19 protein-coding genes and 2 pseudogenes are annotated in these 22,880 nt (G+C 63.6%); 19 read left to right on the forward strand and 2 right to left on the reverse strand.

Annotated elements, in window-relative coordinates; all coding sequences use genetic code 11:
• The first annotated feature begins 17 nt into the window (after positions 1-17).
• The 3 genes from ACK4FZ_RS14555 to ACK4FZ_RS14565 all read left to right on the forward strand — a co-directional run bounded on the left by ACK4FZ_RS14555 (position 18) and on the right by ACK4FZ_RS14565 (position 6,363).
• Positions 18-1,529: a SpoVR family protein gene (locus ACK4FZ_RS14555; RefSeq protein WP_144372018.1), complete on the forward strand. Its 1,512-nt coding sequence runs from the start codon at positions 18-20 to the stop codon at positions 1,527-1,529.
• A gap of 503 nt (positions 1,530-2,032) precedes the next feature.
• The gene (locus ACK4FZ_RS14560) at positions 2,033-5,425 is read left to right on the forward strand and encodes an ATP-binding protein (protein ID WP_409822057.1); all 3,393 of its coding nucleotides are present in this window, start codon (positions 2,033-2,035) and stop codon (positions 5,423-5,425) included.
• On the forward strand, positions 5,422-6,363 hold the full coding sequence (locus tag ACK4FZ_RS14565; RefSeq protein WP_409822059.1) for a response regulator: 942 nt from the start codon (positions 5,422-5,424) through the stop codon (positions 6,361-6,363). Before ACK4FZ_RS14560 ends, ACK4FZ_RS14565 begins: the two co-directional genes overlap by 4 nt.
• A gap of 47 nt (positions 6,364-6,410) precedes the next feature.
• On the opposite strand, the gene ACK4FZ_RS14570 is transcribed toward ACK4FZ_RS14565, so the two are convergent.
• Positions 6,411-7,301: a LysR family transcriptional regulator gene (locus tag ACK4FZ_RS14570; protein ID WP_409822061.1), complete on the reverse strand. Its 891-nt coding sequence runs from the start codon at positions 7,299-7,301 to the stop codon at positions 6,411-6,413.
• A 92-nt stretch (positions 7,302-7,393) separates the two neighbouring features.
• Between ACK4FZ_RS14570 and ACK4FZ_RS14575 the strand changes: the two genes are divergently transcribed.
• Complete coding sequence (locus ACK4FZ_RS14575; protein ID WP_409822063.1) at positions 7,394-8,335, forward strand: NADP-dependent oxidoreductase; 942 nt, start codon at positions 7,394-7,396, stop codon at positions 8,333-8,335.
• Positions 8,336-8,548: 213 nt separating this feature from the next.
• Here the strand turns inward: ACK4FZ_RS14575 and ACK4FZ_RS14580 are convergent, their stop codons facing one another.
• Entirely contained in the window at positions 8,549-8,809 is a 261-nt protein-coding gene (locus tag ACK4FZ_RS14580) for a hypothetical protein (RefSeq protein ID WP_409822065.1), read from the reverse strand.
• A 332-nt stretch (positions 8,810-9,141) separates the two neighbouring features.
• On the opposite strand from ACK4FZ_RS14580, the pseudogene urtA reads away from it, so the two are divergent.
• The 15 genes and pseudogenes from urtA to ACK4FZ_RS14655 form a co-directional block, all read left to right on the forward strand.
• Positions 9,142-10,332: pseudogene (urtA, locus tag ACK4FZ_RS14585) on the forward strand (urea ABC transporter substrate-binding protein); the annotation flags it as partial.
• 104 nt (positions 10,333-10,436) lie between these two features.
• The gene (gene urtB / locus ACK4FZ_RS14590) at positions 10,437-12,020 is read left to right on the forward strand and encodes an urea ABC transporter permease subunit UrtB (RefSeq protein WP_409822067.1); all 1,584 of its coding nucleotides are present in this window, start codon (positions 10,437-10,439) and stop codon (positions 12,018-12,020) included.
• An 8-nt stretch (positions 12,021-12,028) separates the two neighbouring features.
• Entirely contained in the window at positions 12,029-13,126 is a 1,098-nt protein-coding gene (gene urtC, locus ACK4FZ_RS14595) for an urea ABC transporter permease subunit UrtC (RefSeq protein WP_409822069.1), read from the forward strand.
• On the forward strand, positions 13,126-13,959 hold the full coding sequence (gene urtD, locus ACK4FZ_RS14600) for an urea ABC transporter ATP-binding protein UrtD (protein WP_409822071.1): 834 nt from the start codon (positions 13,126-13,128) through the stop codon (positions 13,957-13,959). Before urtC ends, urtD begins: the two co-directional genes overlap by 1 nt.
• Positions 13,960-13,962: 3 nt before the next feature.
• Positions 13,963-14,661, forward strand: a complete 699-nt coding sequence (gene urtE / locus ACK4FZ_RS14605; protein ID WP_409822073.1) for an urea ABC transporter ATP-binding subunit UrtE — start codon at positions 13,963-13,965, stop codon at positions 14,659-14,661.
• A 79-nt stretch (positions 14,662-14,740) separates the two neighbouring features.
• Positions 14,741-15,595, forward strand: coding sequence for an urease accessory protein UreD (locus ACK4FZ_RS14610; RefSeq protein WP_409822075.1), 855 nt, complete (start codon positions 14,741-14,743; stop codon positions 15,593-15,595).
• Between the two features lie 19 nt (positions 15,596-15,614).
• Positions 15,615-15,917, forward strand: a complete 303-nt coding sequence (locus ACK4FZ_RS14615) for an urease subunit gamma (protein WP_144372007.1) — start codon at positions 15,615-15,617, stop codon at positions 15,915-15,917.
• Between the two features lie 9 nt (positions 15,918-15,926).
• Positions 15,927-16,232, forward strand: coding sequence for an urease subunit beta (locus tag ACK4FZ_RS14620; RefSeq protein WP_144372006.1), 306 nt, complete (start codon positions 15,927-15,929; stop codon positions 16,230-16,232).
• Positions 16,229-17,929 carry an urease subunit alpha gene (gene ureC / locus ACK4FZ_RS14625; RefSeq protein ID WP_409822078.1) on the forward strand — a complete coding sequence of 567 codons (1,701 nt, stop codon included), beginning with the start codon at positions 16,229-16,231 and terminating at the stop codon, positions 17,927-17,929. The genes ACK4FZ_RS14620 and ureC overlap by 4 nt, the downstream gene beginning before the upstream one ends.
• A 9-nt stretch (positions 17,930-17,938) precedes the next feature.
• On the forward strand, positions 17,939-18,436 hold the full coding sequence (gene ureE / locus ACK4FZ_RS14630; protein ID WP_409822080.1) for an urease accessory protein UreE: 498 nt from the start codon (positions 17,939-17,941) through the stop codon (positions 18,434-18,436).
• Positions 18,433-19,110, forward strand: coding sequence for an urease accessory protein UreF (locus ACK4FZ_RS14635; protein ID WP_409822082.1), 678 nt, complete (start codon positions 18,433-18,435; stop codon positions 19,108-19,110). Before ureE ends, ACK4FZ_RS14635 begins: the two co-directional genes overlap by 4 nt.
• Before the next feature lie 17 nt (positions 19,111-19,127).
• Entirely contained in the window at positions 19,128-19,763 is a 636-nt protein-coding gene (gene ureG / locus ACK4FZ_RS14640) for an urease accessory protein UreG (RefSeq protein WP_017508886.1), read from the forward strand.
• Positions 19,756-20,325, forward strand: coding sequence for a HupE/UreJ family protein (locus ACK4FZ_RS14645; protein ID WP_409822084.1), 570 nt, complete (start codon positions 19,756-19,758; stop codon positions 20,323-20,325). The genes ureG and ACK4FZ_RS14645 overlap by 8 nt, the downstream gene beginning before the upstream one ends.
• A 413-nt stretch (positions 20,326-20,738) precedes the next feature.
• On the forward strand, positions 20,739-21,197 hold the full coding sequence (locus ACK4FZ_RS14650; protein WP_409822086.1) for a hypothetical protein: 459 nt from the start codon (positions 20,739-20,741) through the stop codon (positions 21,195-21,197).
• A gap of 444 nt (positions 21,198-21,641) precedes the next feature.
• Positions 21,642-22,609 (forward strand): annotated as a pseudogene (locus ACK4FZ_RS14655) (IS481 family transposase).
• The last annotated feature ends 271 nt before the right edge of the window (positions 22,610-22,880 follow it).

Genomic DNA, 22,880 nt, shown 5'->3' on the forward strand with positions numbered 1-22,880 from the left:
AAGAGGAGGGCAGCACCATGACACCGATCTCTACCGGGTCCGAATGGACCTTCGACCTGATTGCCGAGTACGACAAAGCCATCCGCGACATCGCGGTCAACGAGTTCCAGCTGGACTGCTACCCCAACCAGCTGGAGATCATTACCGCCGAGCAGATGATGGACGCCTACTCGTCGGTAGGCATGCCGGTGAACTACCACCACTGGAGCTTCGGCAAGCACTTTGTCAGCACCGAAAAAAGCTACAAGCGCGGCCAGATGGGGCTGGCGTATGAAATCGTGATCAACTCCAACCCCTGCATCGCCTACCTGATGGAAGAAAACTCCATGACGATGCAGGCGCTGGTGATCGCGCACGCCGCCTACGGCCACAACAGCTTCTTCAAGGGCAACTACCTGTTCCGCACCTGGACCGACGCCAGCGCCATCATCGACTACCTGGTGTTTGCCCGCCAGTACATCAGCCGTTGCGAAGAACGCTACGGCATCGATGCGGTGGAAGAGCTGCTGGACAGCTGCCACGCGCTGATGAACTACGGCGTGGACCGCTACAAGCGGCCGCAAAAGCTGTCGCTGGCCGAAGAGCAAGCCCGCCTGCACGAGCGCGAGGCCTACCTGCAGACGCAGGTCAACGACCTGTGGCGCACCATCCCGCGCCGCGAACGCGACGACAGCGCCAAGGCCGCGCCGCGCTTTCCGGCCGAGCCGCAGGAAAACCTGCTCTACTTCATCGAGAAGTCGGCGCCGCTGCTGGAGCCGTGGCAGCGCGAGATCGTGCGCATCGTGCGCAAGGTGGCGCAGTACTTCTACCCGCAGCGCCAGACCCAGGTGATGAACGAAGGCTGGGCCACGTTCTGGCACTACACCTTGCTGAACCGCCTGTACGAGAAGGGCCAGGTGACCGACGGCTTCATGATGGAGTTCCTGCAAAGCCACACCAATGTGGTGTACCAGCCGCCGGTTACCGCCCGCTGGTACAACGGCATCAACCCGTACGCGCTGGGTTTTGCCATGTACCAGGACATCAAGCGCATCTGCGAGGCGCCCACTGACGAAGACCGCGAGTGGTTCCCCGATATTGCCGGCACGCCGTGGCGCCCGGTGCTGGAATTCGCGATGAAGAACTTCAAGGACGAAAGCTTCATCTCGCAATACCTGTCGCCCAAGCTGATCCGCGACTTCCGCCTGTTCGCCATCCGCGACGACGACCGCGACGACAAGCTGGAAGTGGCCGCCATCCACGACGACCGCGGCTACCGCCGCATCCGCCAGATGCTGTCGGAGCAGTACAACCTGGGCTCGCGCGAACCCAACATCCAGGTATGGAACGTCAACCTGCGCGGCGACCGCAGCCTGACGCTACGCCACAGCATGCACAACCGCAAGCCGCTGGAGGCCGGCAGTGCGCAGGAGGTGCTGAAACACGTGGCCCGACTGTGGGGCTTTGACGTACGGCTGGAAAGCGTGGACGCCGACGGTACGGTCACCCAGACCTTCAACTGCAAGCCGGACGTCCCGGCCGCCGCCTGACCGTGCCAAGGTTGGCCGCAGCTGCCTGATAGGTAAAGCGCACCCGCCCGGTTAATGCTAGTCAGTTAGTTGAATGTACTTGGCTATCAATTGGTAGGGCGTGAGTGAAGCGCCCCATCCCGTTGGCGCGAGCCGGTCAAAATGGTGCGCCCCAGGTTTTAAGACGCCGATTTGTTTGAGCACCGAGCCGTTAGCGAGGGGCGAGTTCGGCGGCGCCTGGGGCGTGCCATTTTGGACGGGGTTTCGAGCAGCCCCGGGTTGCGGGGGAATGAAAAGGGGGCGGCAATCCGCCCCCTTTCCCGTCTGCCGGGCGGAACCGGCATCTAATCATCGTCCGCATAGCGGACACACTAGCGTACTTCAACGCAACAAACCCCTAAACAAAAAAACCAGTCAGCACTAACTGACTGGCATTAACACCGCCCGGTGCGCTTTTTTCATGCCTGGCACGCGCTACGGCGGGCCGGGGCGTGGCTTGGCCCGCTTCTTGCCAGAAGGGTTGCATGTCCGCGAATGTGCCTCCTCCTCATCCCCAGACTGTCGTTACGCTGCGGCGCGACTACAACCGCTGGGTGGCCAGCGAAACGCTGGAAGACTACGCGCTGCGTTTTACCCCGCAGCGCTTCCGGCGCTGGTCGGCGTGGCGGGTAGCCAATACCGCGGTGGGCGGCGCTGCGTCGTTTCTGGTGCTGGAGGCGGTGGGCGCCACCATGATGGTGGAGGCCGGCTTCCTGAACGCGTTCTGGGCCATCCTGGCCAGCGGGCTGATCATCTTCCTGGCCGGGCTGCCGATCAGCCTGTACGCCGCCCGCCACGGTGTGGACATGGACCTGCTGACCCGGGGAGCCGGCTTCGGCTACATCGGCTCTACCATCACCTCACTGATTTACGCCTCGTTTACCTTCATCTTTTTTGCGCTAGAAGCGGCCATCATGGCCTATGCACTGGAGTTGGGCTTTGGCATTCCGCCGCAGTGGGGCTATCTGATTTGCGCCTTGGTGGTGCTGCCGCTGGTGATGCACGGCGTGACGGCTATCAGCCGGCTGCAGGTGTGGACGCAGCCGCTCTGGCTGTGCCTGCTGGTACTGCCTTATGTTTTCGTGTTGTGGCACGAGCCGCAGGCGCTGGCCGGCTTGTGGCGCTACGCTGGTGCAAACAATGCACCGCAGGCGTTTGACCTGCATCTGTTTGGTGCGGCGCTGACAGTAGGCATTGCGCTGATCACCCAGATGGGTGAACAGGCCGACTATTTGCGCTTCATGCCGCCACGCACCGCGGCCAACCGTCGGCAGTGGCTGCTGGCGGTGATGGTGGGTGGGCCGGGCTGGGTGTTGCCCGGCGTGCTGAAGATGCTGGGTGGCGCCTTGCTGGCCTGGCTGGCGCTGCGCAACGGCGTGCCCGCCGAGCGTGCAGTCGACCCCAACCAGATGTATTTGATCGGCTTTGCCCATGTGTTCGACAACACCACGCTGGCCATTGCCGCCACCACGCTGTTCGTGCTGGTGTCGCAGCTGAAAATCAATGTCACCAATGCCTATGCAGGCTCGCTGGCGTGGTCCAATTTCTTTTCGCGCCTCACCCACAGCCACCCCGGCCGCGTGGTGTGGGTGGTATTCAACCTGTCCATTGCCTTGTTATTGATGGAGCTGGAGGTGTTTCACGCACTGGGCCAGGTGCTGGGGCTGTATTCCAATATCGCCATCTCGTGGATCATGGCGGTGGTAGCCGACCTGGTGGTGAACAAGCCGTTAGGGCTGAGCCCGCGCGGCATCGAGTTCCGCCGCAGCTACCTGTACGACATCAACCCGGTCGGCGTCGGCGCCATGGCGCTGGCGTCCTTGCTGTCGATTGCCACCCATGTTGGCCTCTTCGGCGTGCACTGGCAGCCCTTGGCGCCATTTGTGGCGATGGCGGTGGCCTTTGTTACGGCGCCGCTGCTGGCCTGGGTAACGGCCGGGCGCTACTACAGCGCGCGGCCAACCTTGGTCGCCGCCGCCAGCCAGTACCGCTGCGTGGTGTGCGAGCGCGATTACGAAGCCGAAGACATGGCATCGTGCCCGGCGTATCAGGGCATGATCTGTTCACTGTGCTGCACGCTGGACGTGCGCTGCGGCGACGCCTGCAAGCCGCAGGCCAGGTTGGCTGCGCAGTGGGCAGCACTGCTGCGCCGGCTACTGCCACGTAGCTTGCAACCCTATCTTGCTCACGGGCTGGGTCATTATTTGTTGCTGATGACCTGCATTATCGGCGTGTTGCTACTGGTACTGGGCCTGCTGTATTACATCGAGTGGCAGGGCGCGGTGGCCGGTGGCTACGATGGCTGGCTGCCGCAATTGTTCTGGCGGCTGTTTGCCGTGCTGCTGCTGGTGAGCGGTGTGGTGGCGTGGTGGATGGTACTGACTGCGCGCAGCCGTGAGGTGGCGCAGCAGGAGTCCAACCGCCAGACGGCGCGGCTGCTGGCCGAGATCGAGTCGCACCGCCGCACCGACGAGCAGCTCAAGCGCGCCCGCGAAGCGGCCGAGCAAGCCAATCAGGCCAAGAGCCGCTACGTGTCCGCCATCAGCCACGAGCTGCGCACGCCGCTGAACAGCATTCTGGGTTACGCGCAGATCCTGGACGGCGACCCGGCCATTCCGCCGTCGCGCCACCAGGCGCTGGAGGTGATACGCCGCAGCGGCGAGCACCTGCTATCGGTGATCGAAGGCAGCATGGACATCGCCCGCATCGAAAGCGGCAAGCTGCAGCTGGCCATCCGCGCGCTGGATTTCGACGCCTTTCTGCGCCAGCTGGTGGCCATGTTCGAGCTGCAGGCACGCAACAAGGGCCTGCTGTTCGAGTACCAGCCGGCGCCGCATTTACCCCAGGTGGTGCGCGCCGACGAAAAGCGGCTACGCCAGATCCTGATCAACCTGCTGGGCAATGCGGTGAAGTTCACCCGTCGCGGCAGCGTGCGCTTTGCGCTGCAGTATCGCGGCGAGATGGCCACCTTCGACGTGATCGACACCGGCCCCGGCATTGCTGCCGACGAGCTGGCCCGCATCTTCGAGCCATTCGAGCGCGGTAGCGCCAGCGGTGCCGGCGGCAACGGCCTGGGGCTGACCATCAGCAAGATGCTCACTGACTTGATGGGCGGCGAGCTCACCGTACACAGCACGCCGGGGCAGGGTAGCCACTTCAGCGTGCGCTTGTTCCTGCCGCACGTGCACGCGGCGGTAGCGGCCAGCGAGCTGCCACGCCGCAACCGCATCGGCTACGCCGGCCCGCGCCAGCGCATCCTGCTGGTGGATAACGAAGCCATCGACCGCGAAATGCTGGCTGGCGTGCTGAGCGCGCTGGGCTTCGAGGTGGCGCAGGCGGCCAGCGGCTACGACTGCCTGGCCATGGTGGACGCCTTCCAGCCGCAGCTGGTGTTCATGGACCTGGCCATGCCCGGCATCGACGGCTGGGAAACGCTGCGCCGCCTGCGTCAGCGTGGCTGCCAGGCACAGCTGGCGGTGATCTCGGCCAATGCCTTCGACAAAGGGCAGGACAACGACGCCGGCATTGCCAGCGACGATTTCATCCTGAAACCGATCCGGGTGGAGGAGCTATTGGACTGGATAGGTCAGCGCCTGGGCCTGCAGTGGCAAACCGGTGAGCCGGCGCCGGCCGCGGCGGCCAACCTTGTGTCGCCAGGCGAGCTGATGCTGCCGCCGGCTGCCGAGCTGGCCGGCCTGCTGGAGGCAGCCGAGCTGGGCTATGTACGCGGCCTGCGCCAAGAGCTGGCCAGGTTGGCCGCACTGGACGCCGCCTATGCCGAGTTCGTGCGTGTGGCTAGCGAGCACGTGCGCCAGTTCCAGTTCGAGGCGCTGCGCGAGCTGCTGCATCGTGGCTTGCTGACGGAGGAAAAACCATGACGCTGGTAACGGGTGAACGCGCCCGCAACGTGGTGCTGATCGTCGATGATCAGCCGGATAACCTGTCCTTGCTGCACGACGCGCTGGATGATGCTGGCTACACGGTGCTGGTGGCTACCGACGGCGAGGCGGCGTTGCAGCGCGCACGGCTGTCGCTGCCGGACGTGGTGCTGCTGGACGCAGTCATGCCGGGGCTGGACGGTTTCGAGGTGGCGCGGCGGCTGAAGGCGGCGTTCAGTACCCGCCATATTCCCATCGTGTTCATGACCGGGCTGACCGAGAGCGAGCACGTGGTGGCCGCCTTTGCCGCCGGCGGCGCCGACTACGTCACCAAACCGCTACGCCCGCCCGAGGTGCTGGCCCGCATTGCCGCCCATATCCAGAGCGCGCGCCAGATTACCCAGGCCAGCAGCGCGCTGGATGCCTTCGGCCAGGCCACTATCGCCATTGCCGTGCGCGACGGGCGCCTGGTGTGGCAGACGGCGCTGGCACGGCGGCTGATCGAGCATTACTTCGGGCCGTGCGAGCTGGCACCGCCGGCGCTGTTGGCGTGGACCCGTGCCGCGCAGGCCGCCCGCCTGGCCGGCAGCGAACAGCCACCGCTACTGGCCACCCAGCAAGGCCGCCGCCTGCTGGCCAGTTTTCACGACCAGACCGGCGACGAGGAGTGGCTGGTGGTGTTGCGCGAGGAAAACGACGAAGCCAGCATCCAGACGCTGATGGGCGCCTTCCGGCTGACCCAGCGCGAAGCCGAGGTACTGCACTGGCTAAGCCTGGGCAAGACCAACCGTGACATTGCCGACATCCTGGGCATGAGCCCGCGCACGGTGAACAAGCATCTGGAACATGTGTTCGACAAGCTGGCGGTGGAAACGCGCACCGCCGCCGCTAGCCTGGCGATTGCCCGTCTGCGTGGTGCGGCTAGCGGCAGTGCTTAGCGTCGTCAACGCCGCCTGGTACCCGCCGCTGCCGTCAGGGCGCGGCGCTAGCCCAGCGCCAGCCGCTGCTGCAGAAACATCGCCAGTTCTGAGGCCAGCGGCAGCGGTGGGGTGGTACCGGCCAGTGCCAGCAGTGTCAATGGCGCGCAGCTCCAGCCGGCGAGCAGCGGCACCAGCCTGCCGTGCCGCACGCTGTCTTGCACCAGGCTGTGCGGCAGCATGGCAATGCCGGCGCCCTGTTCGGCGAGTTCGCGCTGGATGTCGAGGTCGCTGACGATGATGCTGTGTCGAAGGCGAACCTCCCCCGTCACTCCCGGGCCTTGCAGCCGCCAGCGTGGTGCCGGCCCCAAACAATCGTGTTGCAGCAGCTCGTCCGGCGTGCGCGGCGCCGCTTGCCGGGCCAGGTAAGCCGGCGCGGCAAACATGCCTTGCGGTAGAGATAGCAGTGGCCATAGCGCGCGTTCAGCCTGACGCAGGCTGCCCTGACGTAGGGTCAGATCAGCTGCTTCACTGTTGTCGTCACGCGCCGTCAGGTCTATGTCCAGAGACAGCTGTGGATGCAGGCGACAGAAAGCAGGTAGCAGCGGGGCCAGCCAGTGTCGTGCGATATCGGCAGTCACGGCCAGTCGTAATTGTTGTGGTCTGTCAGCCGGAGGTGTGTGCAGCAGGGCCTCTACTTGCGCCGCCTCATCCACCAGCACTGCGCAGCGTTCATAGAACATACGCGCAGCTTCGTTCAGCGCGACACGGCGCGTAGTGCGTTCCAGCAGGCGGACGCCCAAGCGTTTTTCCATTGCCGCAATACGCCGCGACAAGGTGGCGCCGGGCATGGCTAGCGCTTCGCTGGCAGCGTGGAAGCTGCCATGGCGTACCACTGCGACAAACAGCGCCATGTCGTCCAAGGCTGGAGTGTGGTGAAACTGTCGCTTTTGTTCCATATATGGCTTATTAAAAAGTTTTTGTTCGATAAATGCAATAATCGGTAGCCCGCATACTGCAAATTGTCACGATCGCTAGCGGGAGCAACAGAATGAAAGCCATGCGCGTACATCGTTTCGGTGGACCTGAGGTATTGCAACTGGACGAAGTGCCCATTCCACAGTTGGTACCCGGCAGTTTGCTGATAAGGGTAATAGCTGCCGGTGTCAATCCACTGGACTGGAAACTGCGTGCTGGAGCCATGGCTGGCGTGATGGATAAGCCACTACCATTCATTCCAGGTCTGGACGGGGCCGGCATTGTCGTAGCCCTGGCTGGCGATGTGCGTGGTTTCGAGCTGGAAGATGCGGTCTGCTTTTATGCTCAGCTGGGTGAATATGGCAGTTATGCCGAGTATGCGGTAGTGCCTGCGCAGCAGGTGGCGCGCATGCCGGAAGGCATGTCTTTCATGGAGGCTGCCGCTTTGCCTACGCCGGCACAGGCAGCATGGACCGCATTGGTGGAGGCTGCTGCCTTACAGCCTGGCCAGCGCGTGTTGGTGCATGGGGCTGCAGGCTCGCTAGGGCGCGTGGCAGTACAACTGGCACGACAGATGGGGGCCTATGTGGTGGCGGCCAGTAAGGGCTTGGCCACCGCGCAGTTACAGGCGCTGGGCGCCGATCTGGTGGTGGGCTATCAGCAAGATGGCCTTGACGCCGTGGTGAAGGACATGGATGTGGTGCTGGATACCTTAGGCGGGCCGATACAGGATATATCGTGGTCATATCTGCGACCGGGTGGCGTGCTGGTGTCTACGGTACAGCCTCCAGCAGAACAACGCGCCTTGGCCGCGTCGGCCAGGGGCGTTTTTGTGCAGACTCAGCCGCGTGGCCAGGTGCTGGCGGGCCTGCTGCGCCGGCACTTGTCACTGCCCATTGTGCGTACGCTTTCCATGCAGCAGGCAGCAGAAGCACATCAGTTGGGGGAGCAGGGTAAGGCTGGGGGCAAGATGGTGTTACTGATGCCGGCGCGTGATTCCGATTTGTTTGTCTGAGCAAGCTGCATTACCTGCAGATGCCACCGCCACCTCTAGGGTGGCGGTTTTCATTGGTCAGTCAGGCCTGTTAACGCTATTCGTGATACGGCTAAGCTTGGCAAGAGGCAAAGCACAAAACCGGGTGTAGCGGTGCGATCGCTAGCTGGACGGTTTGACAAAAAAAGTACCCCATTTAGCGAGTGCCTGCGCAAGGAACAGTGTTAATAGGCCCTAACGTCTCAGCTGTTGCCACAACCATAGTGCGGCCAGTGCCGGTATGGCAAATACCAGCACAAACATGGGCCAAGCTTGCACGGCTTCGTAGCCCGGGTGATGACGGTCGGCTACCAGGGTGTTGGCGGCCACGACCAGCCACAGCAGGATAAACAACAAGGAAGCATTGGCCTGACTGATGATGCCGCTTAGCCGAGCCAATAGCTGAATCAGCAGCAATAACAGCAGCCCTCCACATATCATCAACAACGCCTGCATGGTGTTTCCTCAACGACAGTCAGTACTTGGCGCATATTGGTCGCCGTTTGTCTTTCTTTAAAACAACTGTTGGGTATCTTTTGGTTTTTTTCTATTGAAATGCTTCAGTGCCGGCTACATCGTCGTCGTGGCACTGTCTCGTTTGCTGCGCTGCATCATGTACGCTATTTGACGTATTCCTGCCAGCGTGACGGCACCGTAACCTGATCTCGCACTGCAACAAAACCAACCGTTCATCAGGGAGCTTTGCCATGACCACTCGCCGTCTCGTTCTGAAGTCTTCTGTTATCACCCTGTCGCTGCTGGCGGCCGGTTTCAGCGCCCAGGCCGCTGCGGCCGATACCATCAAGGTGGGCGTGCTGCACTCGCTGTCTGGCACCATGGCCATTTCGGAAACCTCGCTCAAGGACATGGCGCTGTTCGCCATCGACGAAATCAACGCCAAAGGTGGCGTACTTGGCAAGAAGCTGGAGCCGGTGGTGGTAGACCCGGCGTCGAACTGGCCGCTGTTTGCCGAAAAGGCGCGCCAGCTGCTGACCCGCGACAAGGTGGCTGTCACCTTCGGCTGTTGGACCTCCGTGTCGCGTAAATCGGTACTGCCGGTATACGAAGAGCTGAACGGCCTGCTGTTCTACCCGGTGCAGTACGAGGGTGAAGAGCTGTCGCCCAATGTGTTCTACACTGGCGCCGCACCGAACCAGCAAGCCATTCCGGCGGTGGAATACCTGATGAGCAAGGAAGGCGGCAGCGCCAAGCGCTACTTCCTGCTGGGTACCGACTACGTGTACCCGCGTACCACCAACAAGATTCTGCGTGCGTTCCTGAAATCCAAAGGCGTGAAGGATAGCGATATCCAGGAGGTGTACACCCCGTTCGGCCACAGCGATTACCAGACCATCGTCGGCAACATCAAGAAGTTTGCTGCCGGTGGCAAGACCGCGGTCATCTCCACCATCAACGGCGACTCCAACGTGCCGTTCTACAAGGAGCTGGGCAACCAGGGCCTGAAAGCCACCGACGTGCCGGTGGTGGCTTTCTCAGTGGGTGAAGAAGAGCTGAAAGGCATCGACACCAAGCCGTTGGTGGGCCACCTGGCTGCCTGGAACTACTTCATGAGCGTGAAGAACCCGGTCAACAGCAAGTGGATTGCCGCCTACAAGGCCTGGGCTGCCAAGAAGGGCATGAGCGGCGCCGACAAGCTGGTCACCAACGACCCGATGGAAGCCACCTACGTGGGCATCAATATGTGGGCCGAGGCAGTGAAGAAAGCCGGCACCACCGACGTGGCCGCCGTTCGCAAGGCCATGGCCGGCATCAGCTTCAAGGCACCGTCCGGTTACACGCTGAAGATGGACGAGAAAAACCACCACCTGCACAAGCCGGTGATGATCGGCGAAGTGCAGCCCAACGGCCAGTTCTCGGTGGTGTGGAAAACCAAGGGCCCGATCCGCGCTCAGCCGTGGAGCCCGTTCATCCCCGGCAACGACAAAAAGTCGGACACCCCGGTGAAAACCAAGTCCTGATCGCCGCTACCGCCATCCGGCCGTCGCTGATGTCGGCCGGTAGCAGACCAGCGGTATTCCCCGGGCTGCCCTGCGCAGCCCGTTTTTTTGCAAGGACCCTCCTCATGAACAAGCTCAAGCACCTGATGGCCGTCCTGGCCTGCAGCCTGCTGTGGGCGCCGGCCTTTGCGGCCAGCCCCGCCGCCGAGCTGGCTGCGGCCGACCCGGCCACCCGCGCGGAGCTGATTGCCGGCTGGGCTGCCGCACCCAATGCTGCACGTAGTGCCGCGGTAGCTGCGCTGGAAGAAGGCCGTTTGCTGGCCGACCCGGACGCTACCCGCTTCTTTATCCAGCAAGGCGAGCTATGGCTGGACGCCGACAGTGGCCAGCCGGTAGACAGCGTACCCGACGGCACCGATAGCGTGCCGTTGAATAACAGCGTGCGCAGCGCGCTGCAAACCTTCCACGCCGCCAGCGGCCTGAACGCCGTAGACAGCGGCGGGCGGCTGAATGCCGTCAAGGCCATCCAGGACGCGGCCAACCCTGCGCTGTTGCCGCTGCTGCAAAAGCGGCTGCAGATCGAAACCGACGACAGCGTGCGTGACGCGCTGCGTCTGGCCGCTGCCACGCTGCAACTCGGCGGCCCGTCCACCGCCGACAAGTTGGCCGCGATTGCGGTGCTGGGTGAAGCCAGCGACCCCGGCCTGCTGACGCTGCTGCAGCCGCTGGCGGACAACCCGCAAGAAAACGCCGACGTGCGCCGTGCTGCCGGCGAAGCCATCGCCAGCATCAAGGCCACGCAGTTTGGCTACAACCTCATCGGCCACCTGTTCAGCGGTATCAGCCTGGGCTCCATCCTGCTGTTGGCCGCGCTGGGGCTCGCCATTACCTACGGCCTGCTGGGCGTCATCAATATGGCGCACGGCGAGATGCTGATGCTGGGCGCCTATACCACCTGGCTGATGCAGAACCTGTTCCGTAGCCAGTGGCCGGCGGCGTTCGATTACTACCTGCTGGCGGCATTGCCGGCGGCCTTCGTCGTCACCGCTGCGGTAGGCATGCTGCTGGAGCGGCTTGTCATCCGCCACCTGTACGGCCGCCCGCTGGAAACGCTGCTCGCCACCTGGGGTATCAGCCTGATGCTGATGCAGGCGGTACGCGTGGCGTTTGGCGCGCAAAACGTGGAGGTGGCCAACCCGGCGTGGCTGTCCGGCGGCATTGCGCTGTCCACCACGCTGACGCTGCCGTACAACCGGCTGGCCATCATCGCCTTTGTTGCCGCCGTGCTGGTGTTGACCTGGTTGTTGCTGAACCGCACCCGGCTTGGCCTGTTCGTGCGCGCTGTTACCCAGAACCGCCGCATGGCCGACAGTGTGGGCGTGCCCACCGGCCGCGTGGACATGCTGGCTTTTGGCCTGGGTTCCGGCATTGCCGGGCTGGGCGGCGTGGCGTTAAGCCAGATCGGCAACGTGGGGCCGGACCTGGGCCAGGGCTACATCATCGACAGCTTCATGGTGGTGGTGCTGGGCGGGGTAGGGCAGCTGGCCGGTACCGTGGCCGGTGCGCTGGGCCTGGGCATGCTGGCCAAGGTGATCGAGCCGTCGCTGGGTGCCGTGCTGGCCAAGATCCTGATCCTGGTATTCATCATCCTGTTCATCCAGAAGCGTCCGCAGGGCTTGTTTGCCCTGAAGGGCCGCGTGCTCGACTGAGGCCTGCCATGTCACAACCTTACTCTCTCAAGTTGGCCGCCGCCGCCGGGCCGCGTGCCACCACGCTGGGCCTGGGCCTGCTGCTGGGCTTGCTGCTGCTGTTACCGCTGGGGCACTGGGCACTGCCGGAAGGCCACGCGCTGCACGTGTCGGCGTACACGCTCACCCTTACCGGCAAGATCCTGTGCTACGCCATCGTGGCGCTGGCGATGGACCTGGTGTGGGGCTATACCGGCCTGCTCAGCCTGGGCCACGGCCTGTTCTTTGCGCTGGGCGGTTACGGCATGGGCATGTACCTGATGCGCCAGATCGGCCGCGACGGCAATTACCAGAGCGATCTGCCCGATTTCATGGTGTTTCTGGACTGGAAAGAACTGCCGTGGTTCTGGCAAGGCAGCGAGCACTTTGCCTGGGCGCTGCTGGTGATCGTGCTGGTGCCGGGCCTGCTGGCGCTGGTGTTCGGCTGGCTGGCGTTCCGCTCGCGCATCAAGGGCGTGTACTTTTCCATCATGACCCAGGCGCTGACCTTTGCCGCCATGTTGCTGTTCTTCCGCAACGAAACCGGCTTTGGCGGCAACAACGGCTTTACCGACTTCAAGCGCATCCTCGGTTTCGGCATTGCCGAGCCGGCCACCCGCGCCGTGCTGTTTGCCGCCACCGTGCTGTTGCTGGCGCTGGCGCTGTGGGGCGCGTTCTGGCTGGTGCACAGCAAGTTCGGCCGCATCCTCACCGCCATCCGCGACGCCGAAAGCCGGCTGATGTTCTGCGGCTACAACCCGCTGTACTACAAGCTGGCCATCTGGGTGCTGTCGGCGGTGCTGTGCGCGCTGGCCGGTGCCTTGTACGTGCCGCAGGTCGGCATCATCAACCCCAGCGAGATGTCGCCGGGCAACTCCATCGAAATCGCCATCTGGGTGGCGCTGGGTGGCCGCGGCACCTTGATCGGCCCGGTGCTGGGCGCTGCCATCGTCAACGGTGCCAAGAGCTGGTTCACGGTGGCGTTTCCCGAGTACTGGCTGTTTTTCCTGGGCTTCCTGTTTATCGCCGCCACGCTGCTGCTGCCCAACGGCGTGCTGGGCCTGCTGCGCAAGAAAGGGGACCGCTAATGTCGGCCGCATCCACTACCCAAAGCCAGCGTGAAAACTGGGAAGGCGAGGCCCGCGGCCTGGCCCACCCGGTGGACGGCAAGCTGGATACCCGCCACGGCGCCATCCTGTACCTGGACGACGTCACCGTCAGCTTTGACGGCTTCCGCGCGCTGAACAAACTGACGCTGGACATCGGCGTGGGCGAGCTGCGCTGCATCATCGGCCCCAACGGCGCCGGCAAGACCACCATGATGGACGTCATCACCGGCAAGACCCGCCCCGACAGCGGCAGCGTGTTCTTTGGCCAGACCATCGACCTCACGCGCCATACCGAGCCGGAAATCGCCCAGCTGGGCATCGGCCGCAAGTTCCAGAAGCCCACCGTGTTCGAGGCGATGAGCGTGCACGACAACCTGGCGCTGGCGTTGGCCGGCAACAAGTCGGTGTGGGCCAGCCTGCGCTCGCGGCTTACCGGTACGCAGCGCGACCGCATCGGCGAGCTGCTGGCCACCATCCGCCTCACCGAGCAGCACCAGCGCCAGGCCGGCTTGTTGTCGCACGGCCAGAAGCAGTGGCTGGAAATCGGCATGCTGCTGGCGCAGGAGCCGCAACTGTTGCTGCTGGACGAGCCGGTAGCCGGCATGACCGACGCCGAAACCGAAAAAACCGCCGAGCTGCTGCTGACGCTGAAAGGCAAGCACTCGCTGATGGTGGTGGAGCACGACATGGACTTTGTCGGCAGCATTGCGCAGAAGGTGACGGTGCTGGCCGAAGGCAGCGTGCTGGCCGAGGGCAGCCTGGCGCAGGTGCAGGCCGACGAGCGGGTAATCGAAGTGTATTTGGGGCGCTGAATCATGCTGAAAGTGGACAAACTCAACCAGTTTTACGGCGGTAGCCACATCCTGCGCGACGTGGCGTTCGAGGCGCCGGTGGGCGAGGTCACCTGCATCCTGGGCCGCAACGGCGTGGGCAAGAGCACGCTGCTGCGCTGCCTGATGGGGCAGATCGCCGCCAAGAGCGGCACGGTAGCGTGGCAGGGCGAGGATATCCAGCGCCTGGCGCCGCACCAGCGCGTGGCGCGCGGCATGGCCTACGTGCCGCAGGGGCGCGAGATCTTTGCCCGGCTGACGGTGGAAGAAAACCTGAAGATGGGGCTGGCGCGCTTTGGCGGCCGCCAGGGGCGCGAGATTCCGGCCAGCGTGTACGAGATGTTTCCGGTGCTGCACGACATGAAACACCGCCGCGGCGGCGACCTGTCCGGCGGCCAGCAGCAACAGCTGGCCATCGGCCGCGCGCTGGTCAGCCAGCCCAGCCTGCTGATCCTGGACGAGCCCACCGAGGGCATCCAGCCGTCCATCATCAAGGACATCGGCGCCGTGATCAAAAGGTTGGCCGCACGCGGCGACATGGCCATCTTGCTGGTAGAGCAGTACTACGACTTTGCCGAGGCGCTGGCCGACCGCTACGTGGTGATGTCGCGCGGCGAGGTGATCAAGGCCGGGCAGGGCAAGGCCATGCCGCAAGACGGCGTGCGCGAGCTGCTGGCCATCTAATGCCGGGCCTGCCCCGTGTCATGCACTGGCACGGGGCTTGCAATACCGCTATCGAACCGACTTTCCCCCTGCCTGCCCGATGAAACCCGACGCTGTTGCCGCTCTGCTCCCCCCGTCCCTGCTGCAAGGCTGGCCTGCCAGCCTGCAACTGGCCTACGCCCGCGACGGCGCCCGCACCATTCCGGTGCTGCGCCGCCATAGCGGCCCGCTACGGGTGCAGAAGCACTTTATCGGTGCCGACGGCAGCTGCGAGCACATCATCGTGCACCCGCCAGGTGGCGTGGCCGGCGGCGACAGCCTGACGCTGGACATCGAGCTGCAGGCCGGCTGCGAGGTACTGCTCACCAGCCCCGGCGCCGCCAAGTGGTACGACGGCTTTGGCCGCCCGGCACGGCAGCACATCAGCATCCGCCAGGCCGCCGGCAGCGTGCTGGCGTGGCTGCCGCAGGAAACCATCCTGTTCGATGGCGCCGACGTGCGTTTTGCCAGCCGCGTCGATCTGGCCGGCGACGCCCGCCTGCTGTGGGGCGACGTGGTGTGCCTGGGCCGCCCTGCGGCCAACCTTTTGTACCGCCGTGGCTGCTGGCGCCAGCAGGCCGATATCTACCGCGACGGCCGCTTGATCTACAGCGAGCGCACCGTGCTGCCGGCCGACAGCCCCCTGCTGCAGTCGCCGGTGGGCCTTGGCGGCCACAGCGTGGTGGCCACGCTGCTGTGGGCCGGGCCGGCGCTGCCACCCGCGCTGCACGACGCGGTACTGGCGCTGCCGCTGGCCGGCCAGGCCGCCGCCAGCCAACTGGACGAGGTGTGGCTGGCGCGCTTTGTCGGCGACGGTGCCGAGGCCGCACTGGCCTGGCTGCGCGCCGCTCGCCACCTGATCCACCCCTTTACCCACGGCCGCCCGGCGCACGCACCGCGCATCTGGGCGACCTAGCCGCTACCCAAGGACTGTTATGGAACTGACCCCCCGCGAGAAGGACAAGTTGCTGATCTTTACCGCCGCCTTGCTGGCCGAACGCCGCCGCGCGCGTGGCCTGAAGCTGAACTACCCGGAAGCCGTGGCCTTTATCAGCGCCGCCATCATGGAAGGGGCGCGCGACGGCCAGAGCGTGGCCGCGCTGATGCACTACGGCACCACGCTGCTGACCCGCCACGACGTGATGGACGGCGTGGCGGAGATGATTCCGGATATCCAGGTAGAAGCCACCTTTCCCGACGGCACCAAGTTGGTGACCGTCCACCAACCCATCGTCTAGGAGCCGGCCATGATCCCCGGAGAAATCCTCGCCGCCGACGGCGAGATCGAACTCAACGCTGGCCGCGCCACGCTGACGCTGCCGGTTTCCAATAGCGGCGACCGCCCGGTACAGGTGGGCTCGCACTACCACTTTGCCGAGGTCAACAACGCGCTGCTGTTCGACCGCGACGCGGCGCGCGGCTTCCGGCTGAACATCGCGGCCGGCACCGCCGTGCGTTTCGAGCCGGGCCAGACGCGCACCGTGGAACTGGTGGCGCTGGACGGCCTGCGCCGCGTGTACGGCTTTCAGGGCAAGGTGATGGGGGCATTATGAAAATCAGCAGACAGGCATACGCCGAGATGTTCGGCCCCACCACCGGCGACCGCGTGCGGCTGGCCGACACCGGCTTGCTGGCCGAGGTGGAGCACGATTACACCGTGTACGGCGAAGAGGTGAAATTCGGCGGCGGCAAGGTCATCCGCGACGGCATGGGCCAGAGCCAGGCGCTGGCGGCCGAGGTGGCCGACACGGTGCTGACCAACGCGCTGATCCTGGACCACTGGGGCATCGTGAAGGCCGATATCGCGCTGAAAAACGGCCGCATCGCCGCCATCGGCAAGGCCGGCAACCCCGACATCCAGCCCGGTGTGGACATCGTGATCGGCGCCTCCACCGAGATCATCGCCGCCGAGGGCATGATCGTCACCGCCGGCGGCATCGACACCCATGTCCACTTCATCTGCCCGCAGCAGATCGACGAAGCGCTGATGTCCGGCGTCACCACCATGATTGGCGGCGGCACCGGCCCGGCCACCGGCACCAATGCCACCACCTGCACGCCGGGGCCGTGGCATATGGCGCAGATGCTGAAAGCGGCCGAGGCGTTTCCGATGAACCTGGGCTTTACCGGCAAGGGCAACGCCAGCCTGCCGGAGCCGCTGCGCGAACAGGTACGCGCCGGCGCCATCGGCCTGAAACTGCACGAAGACTGGGGCACCACGCCGGCCGCCATCGACAACTGCCTGAGCGTGGCCGACGAGATGGACGTGCAGGTGGCCATCCATACCGACACGCTGAACGAAGGCGGCTTCATCGAGGCCACCTTGGCCGCGTTCAAGGGCCGCACCATCCACACCTACCATACCGAAGGCGCCGGCGGCGGCCACGCGCCGGACATCATCAAGGCCTGCGGCCAACGTAACGTACTGCCCAGCTCCACCAATCCCACGCGGCCGTTTACCGTCAACACCATCGACGAGCACCTGGACATGCTGATGGTGTGCCATCACCTGGACCCGGCCATCGCCGAAGACGTGGCCTTTGCCGAAAGCCGCATCCGCCGCGAAACCATCGCCGCCGAAGACATCCTGCACGACCTGGGTGCCTTCGCCATGATGTCGTCCGACAGCCAGGCCATGGGCCGCGTCGGCGAAACCATCCTGCGCTGCTGGCAAACCGCCGACAAGATGAAGCAGCAGCGCGGCCCGCTGCCGGGCGACGGCCCCGGCAACGACAACGCCCGCATCAAGCGCTACCTGGCCAAGTACACCATCAACCCGGCCATTACCCACGGCATTGCCCACGAGGTGGGCAGCGTGGAGGTAGGCAAGCTGGCCGACCTGGTGATCTGGCGGCCGGCGTTCTTTGGCGTGAAGCCCAGCCTGATCCTGAAGGGCGGCATCATCGCCGCCGCGGCGATGGGCGACGCCAACGCCAGCATCCCCACGCCGCAGCCGGTGCATTACCGGCCGATGTTCGGCGCCTACGGCGGCGCCATTGCCGCCGGCAGCGTCACCTTTGTGTCGCAGGCGGCGCTGGCCGCCGGCGTGGGCGAGGCGCTGGGGCTGAAGAAGCGGCTGGTGGCGGTGCAGGGCTGCCGCAGCGTGCAGAAAACCGACCTCATCCACAACGATTACCTGCCAGTGATCGAGGTGGACCCGCAAAACTACCAGGTACGTGCCGACGGCGAACTGCTGTGGTGCGAGCCGGCCAGTGTGCTGCCGATGGCGCAGCGTTACTTTCTGTTCTAGGAACCCAGCATGCTGGTATTGCGACAACACGCCAGCGGCGGCCAGCCGGCCGACCAGCTGGTGCTGGATTTTGACCGCCGCTGCAAGACGCGGCTGCTTACCCGCAGCGCCGCCGGCGAAGAAGTGGGCGTGATGCTGCCGCCGGGCAGCCCGCCGCTGCGCGATGGCGACCTGCTGCAGGCCGACGACGGCCGTTGCGTGCGCGTGGTAGCCGCCGCCGAGCCGCTGCTGCACGTGGCCTGCCACGACGCGGTAACGCTGGCGCGCGCGGCCTACCACCTGGGCAACCGCCACGTGAAAGTGGAAGTCGGCGCCGGCTGGCTGCGCCTGCTGCAGGACGACGTGCTGGCCGACATGCTGCAGCAGATGGGCCTGCAGGTGGAAAGGTTGGCCGCAGGCTTCTCGCCGGAGCACGGTGCTTACGGTGGCGGCCATCACCATTCGCATGGCCAGGAGGCGGCGTTCCACTACGCGCCGAAAATCCACCAGTTCGGGGGCCAGCCATGAGCGCCACCGCCACCCGCCTGCAACTGCTGCGCCTGGCCAGCCCCGGCTTGCCCATTGGCGGCTACAGCTACTCGCAAGGCATGGAAACCGCGCTCGACCTGGGCCTGGTACACGACGAAGCCAGCGCCCAGCGCTGGCTGGCCGACCTGCTGGCCGGCCCGATGGCGCAGTTTGACGGCGCCGTGCTGGCCGCTTGCTGCCGCGCGGCAGCAAGCGGTGACGTGGCCGCGCTGCAACGCCTTAACGCGCAGTTGCTGGCCAGCCGCGACAGCCGCGAGCAGGTGCTGGAAAGCACGCAGATGGGCTACTCGCTACGCCAGCTGCTGCTGGGCCTGCCCGAAGGCGGCGACGCTGCCCTGTGGCCGGCCGGCGAGGCGCTGAGCCTGCCGGTGGCGTGGGCCTTGGCCGCCCGCTGCCTGCAATTGCCGGGCGAGCAGGCACTGGAAGCCTGGCTGTGGGGCTGGCTGGAAAACCAGGTGATGGTACTGATGAAGGCCATGCCGATGGGGCAGAGCGCCGGCCAGCGCCTGATCTCCAGCCTGCTGCCCGAGCTCGCCGTCGCAGCTGCCCGCGCCTGGCAGCTGCCGGAAGACGACATCAGTAATTTCGCCCCCCTGTACGCCTGGGTGGCGCAGAAACACGAAACCCAATACAGCCGGTTGTTCCGGTCTTGATCAAAAGAGGACACAGCATGAAACAGGCAGCATTACGCGTCGGCATCGGCGGCCCGGTGGGCTCCGGCAAGACCCACCTTACCTGGGCGCTGTGCACGGCGCTGCGCGACAAATACAACGTGGCCGCGGTCACCAACGACATCTACACCCAGGAAGACGCCCAGTTTCTGGTGCGCAACGAAGCGCTGGCGCCAGACCGCATCATCGGCGTGGAAACCGGCGGTTGCCCGCACACCGCCATCCGCGAAGACGCCTCCATCAACCTGGAAGCCGTGGCGCGGCTGAATGCCCGTCACCCCGGCCTCGACGTCATCTTCATCGAAAGCGGCGGCGACAACTTGGCGGCCACCTTCAGCCCCGAGCTGTCCGACCTGACGCTGTACGTGATCGACGTGTCCGCCGGCGACAAGATCCCGCGCAAAGGCGGCCCCGGCATCTGCAAGAGCGACCTGCTGGTGATCAACAAGATCGACCTGGCGCCGCTGGTGGGCGCCTCGCTGGAGGTAATGGACCGCGACGCCAGCAAGATGCGCGGCGAGCGGCCGTTCATTTTCTCCAACCTCAAAAGCGGCCACGGCCTGGCCGACATCATCCGTTTCATCGAAGAAAAAGGCATGCTCACCCTGAATGCCGAAGGAGCTCACCATGCGTAAACCCCTGCTATTTATCCTGCTGGCTACTGCGGCGGGCCTCGCCCAGGCCCACACCGGCCACGGTGCCGACGGCTTTGCCCACGGCTTTGGCCACCCGTTCTCTGGCCTGGACCACCTGCTGGCCATGTTCGCCGTCGGCCTGTGGTCGGCGCAGCTGGGCGGCCACGCGCGCTGGCAAGGCCCGGCGCTGTTCGTGCTGATGCTGGCTGCCGGCGCGGCGCTGGGCGTAGCCGGTGTGGCACTGCCGTGGCTGGAAAGCGGTATTGCGCTGTCGGTATTGCTTAGCGGCCTGCTGGTGGCCGCGCTGGCGCGCCCGCCACGCCTGTTGGCGCTGGCCGCCATCGCCGGCTTTGCGCTATACCACGGCGTGGCCCACGGCCTGGAAATGCCGGCCGACGCCAGCGGCGCCGCCTACGCCGCCGGTTTCATGCTGGCCAGCGCGCTGCTGCACATTGCCGGGGTGGCAGTCGGTCAGGGTACGCTGCGCAGCGCCATGCTGCTGCGCGCGCTAGGCGCCGCCATCGCCGCCTCGGGCGCACTGCTGCTGGTGGGCACGCTGTAACGGGCTGGAGGCCAACTTTGGCCTGGTAGGGTGGGCAAAGGCCAACGGCCGTGCCCACCGTTGTCTGTGGTGGCGGGGTATGGTGGGCACGCTGCGCTTTGCCCACCCTACGCGCCGTGGCACGGTTAGTCACCATTGCGGCCAACGTTGGCTTGGTAGGGTGGGCAAAGGCCGAAGGCCGTGCCCAGCAGCGTGCCGTCGCGACAGCGTTGGCCGCCAAATGGCTGCACGGTAGCGGTACAGAGGTAACAACAAGGGCAAGCCTGCGGGCTTGCCCTTTTGTCATGGCGTAGCAGTATGATGAACGGGCATTTCATGTAAATTGGCGGTGAACGGAGTAAATCCAATCTGCCGTGTAAAAAAAACGGCGGAAATTTTTATGCATTATATATTAATACTGCGAGGTATTTTATATGCAGCCATCACATAAAATAGCACTTGCTGGTGCCGTTTGGTTTTCCATCGTGTCGGTTGTTGGTTTGCCAATAATAATGTCTATTCTTTCTTTTATTTTCAAATTTCGACCGGATGTGTTTTTCTTTGTGAAATTTTCTGGCCTGTTTTTTGGGCTGCCTGCTGCATTTGTCGGAATGGTATTTGCAAACCGAATTGTGTATGCTGATTCTTTGATGGGCTTGATCCGGTTAGGTGTTTTTATTGTTATTGGTACAAATCTGCTTGCCGCTTTGCTCTTTGCAATTGTGGCTCCTCAAGTTGTTGGTATTCAAGAAATTATACAATTCTTTCTCATGGTTGCGGCTGGGTATCTTATTTTTGATATTCAATTTTTTTATGGCATTCCGTTCGTTATTAGTGCTATTGCATCTGTTTTATTTTGTCTGGCAATTCAGCGTACTACATGGGCTGATTGAAGTGACTTGGAGAAAGGATTGGCAAGAGCCAACGGCCGTGCCAGCGTTGTGTGTGGTGGTGTAGAGTGGGGTGGGCACGCTGCGCTTTGCCTACCCTGCGAGTTGTAACGGCGTTGCTAACATGCCTTATCCGCGCTACCTTCTGAGACTTTGGAGGAGTATGCGAGTGAGGGAGTGCGAGAACGATAAAGGTTGTGGACGTTTTTAATGACTTGTTTCTTTTGGTGGATAAGTCACGTAAAGGACATGGTGGTCGTTGTAGGTGGATAAGATACGTGGTGTATTGGTCTTTATTGCATTGCTTCTGTGTAGGATGGTGATTCAGACGTATTGGTCGGTTAAATGTCGCATCCCTGACGATCATATAAGCAATCAGCTATTCAAACTGAACACAGCACGAGAAGTCATGGGTATCCTGCTACAACTCTCCCGAGCGCCCAAACCATGATCGTCAAACTGCACAAACAAGCCCGCACCACCCCCGCCATCCGCGAGGAAATCAAACACGCCGTGGGCACGCTTGCCGAGTTGGCCGCACGCTTCAATGTCAGCATCCACACCATCCGCAAATGGAAGCAGCGCGACAGCGTGTTGGACCAGCCCCATACCGCCCACCGCCTGCAGACTACCCTCAGCCCGGCGCAAGAAATCGTGGCGGTTGAACTGCGAAAGCTTTGCCGTCTGGGCCTGGACGATCTGCTTGTCGTCGTACGCGAATTCCTCAATCCGGACGTCTCCCGCTCCGGCCTGGACCGCTGTCTGCGGCGGCATGGTGTGGGCAACTTACGCGATCTGGATACGCGGCCAACCACCCCGGCCAGTAAGCCATTCAAAGCCTACCAGCCAGGCTATTTCCACATGGATATCAAGTACTTGCCGCAAATGCCGGATGAAACCTCGCGCCGCTATCTGTTTGTCGCCATCGACCGCGCTACCCGGTGGGTATTTGCCCAGTTACGCCCTAGCAAGACGGCGAAAGAGGCCAGGCAATTCTTGGCAGCGCTGCATAAAGCCAGCCCATGCCACATCCGCACCCTGCTCACAGATAACGGTAGCGAGTTCACCGACCGTTTGTTCAATAAGCAAAAGCAGGCCAGCGGTCACCATGAATTCGATCAGCTGTGCGTAGCGCTGGCGATCGAGCACCGGCTAACCAAGCCTCGCCACCCACAAACGAATGGCATGGTAGAGCGCTTCAACGGGCGTATCAGTGAGGTGCTGGCCACGCACCGCTTTGAGTCTGGGCCAGATCTGGAGGCGAAGCTGCTGCGTTATGTCTTGTTGTACAACCAGCATCTGCCGCAAGGATGCTGGCGCATCAGACACCATTGCTGGTGATGAAACAGTGGCAGAAATCACATCCCGAACTGTTCAAAAAGCAGGTGCGCAATCGTCCGCGACTAGATAATTAGGCAATATTGCTATCGAGTATTACCCCGGATGCGGCTATGCCTTATCCGGGCTACGGTTTGTGCGCTGTGGCACGGCATGCCTGTTTGAGCGAAGCCCAACTACCACCGCATCAGACACAAACCGCCAGCCATGAAAAAAGCCAGCCCTCGGGCTTAATGCCAGTCAGTTAACGCTGACTGGCATTTTTCGTTGGATATTTGTGTGCCCTGTTCTTCACCACTCGCGGGCAATGTCGGTCTGGTCTGCGGGGTGGTAGGACAAACAGACTCG

Source organism: Vogesella sp. (assembly GCF_046297735.1).
Classification (GTDB): domain Bacteria; phylum Pseudomonadota; class Gammaproteobacteria; order Burkholderiales; family Chromobacteriaceae; genus Vogesella; species Vogesella urethralis.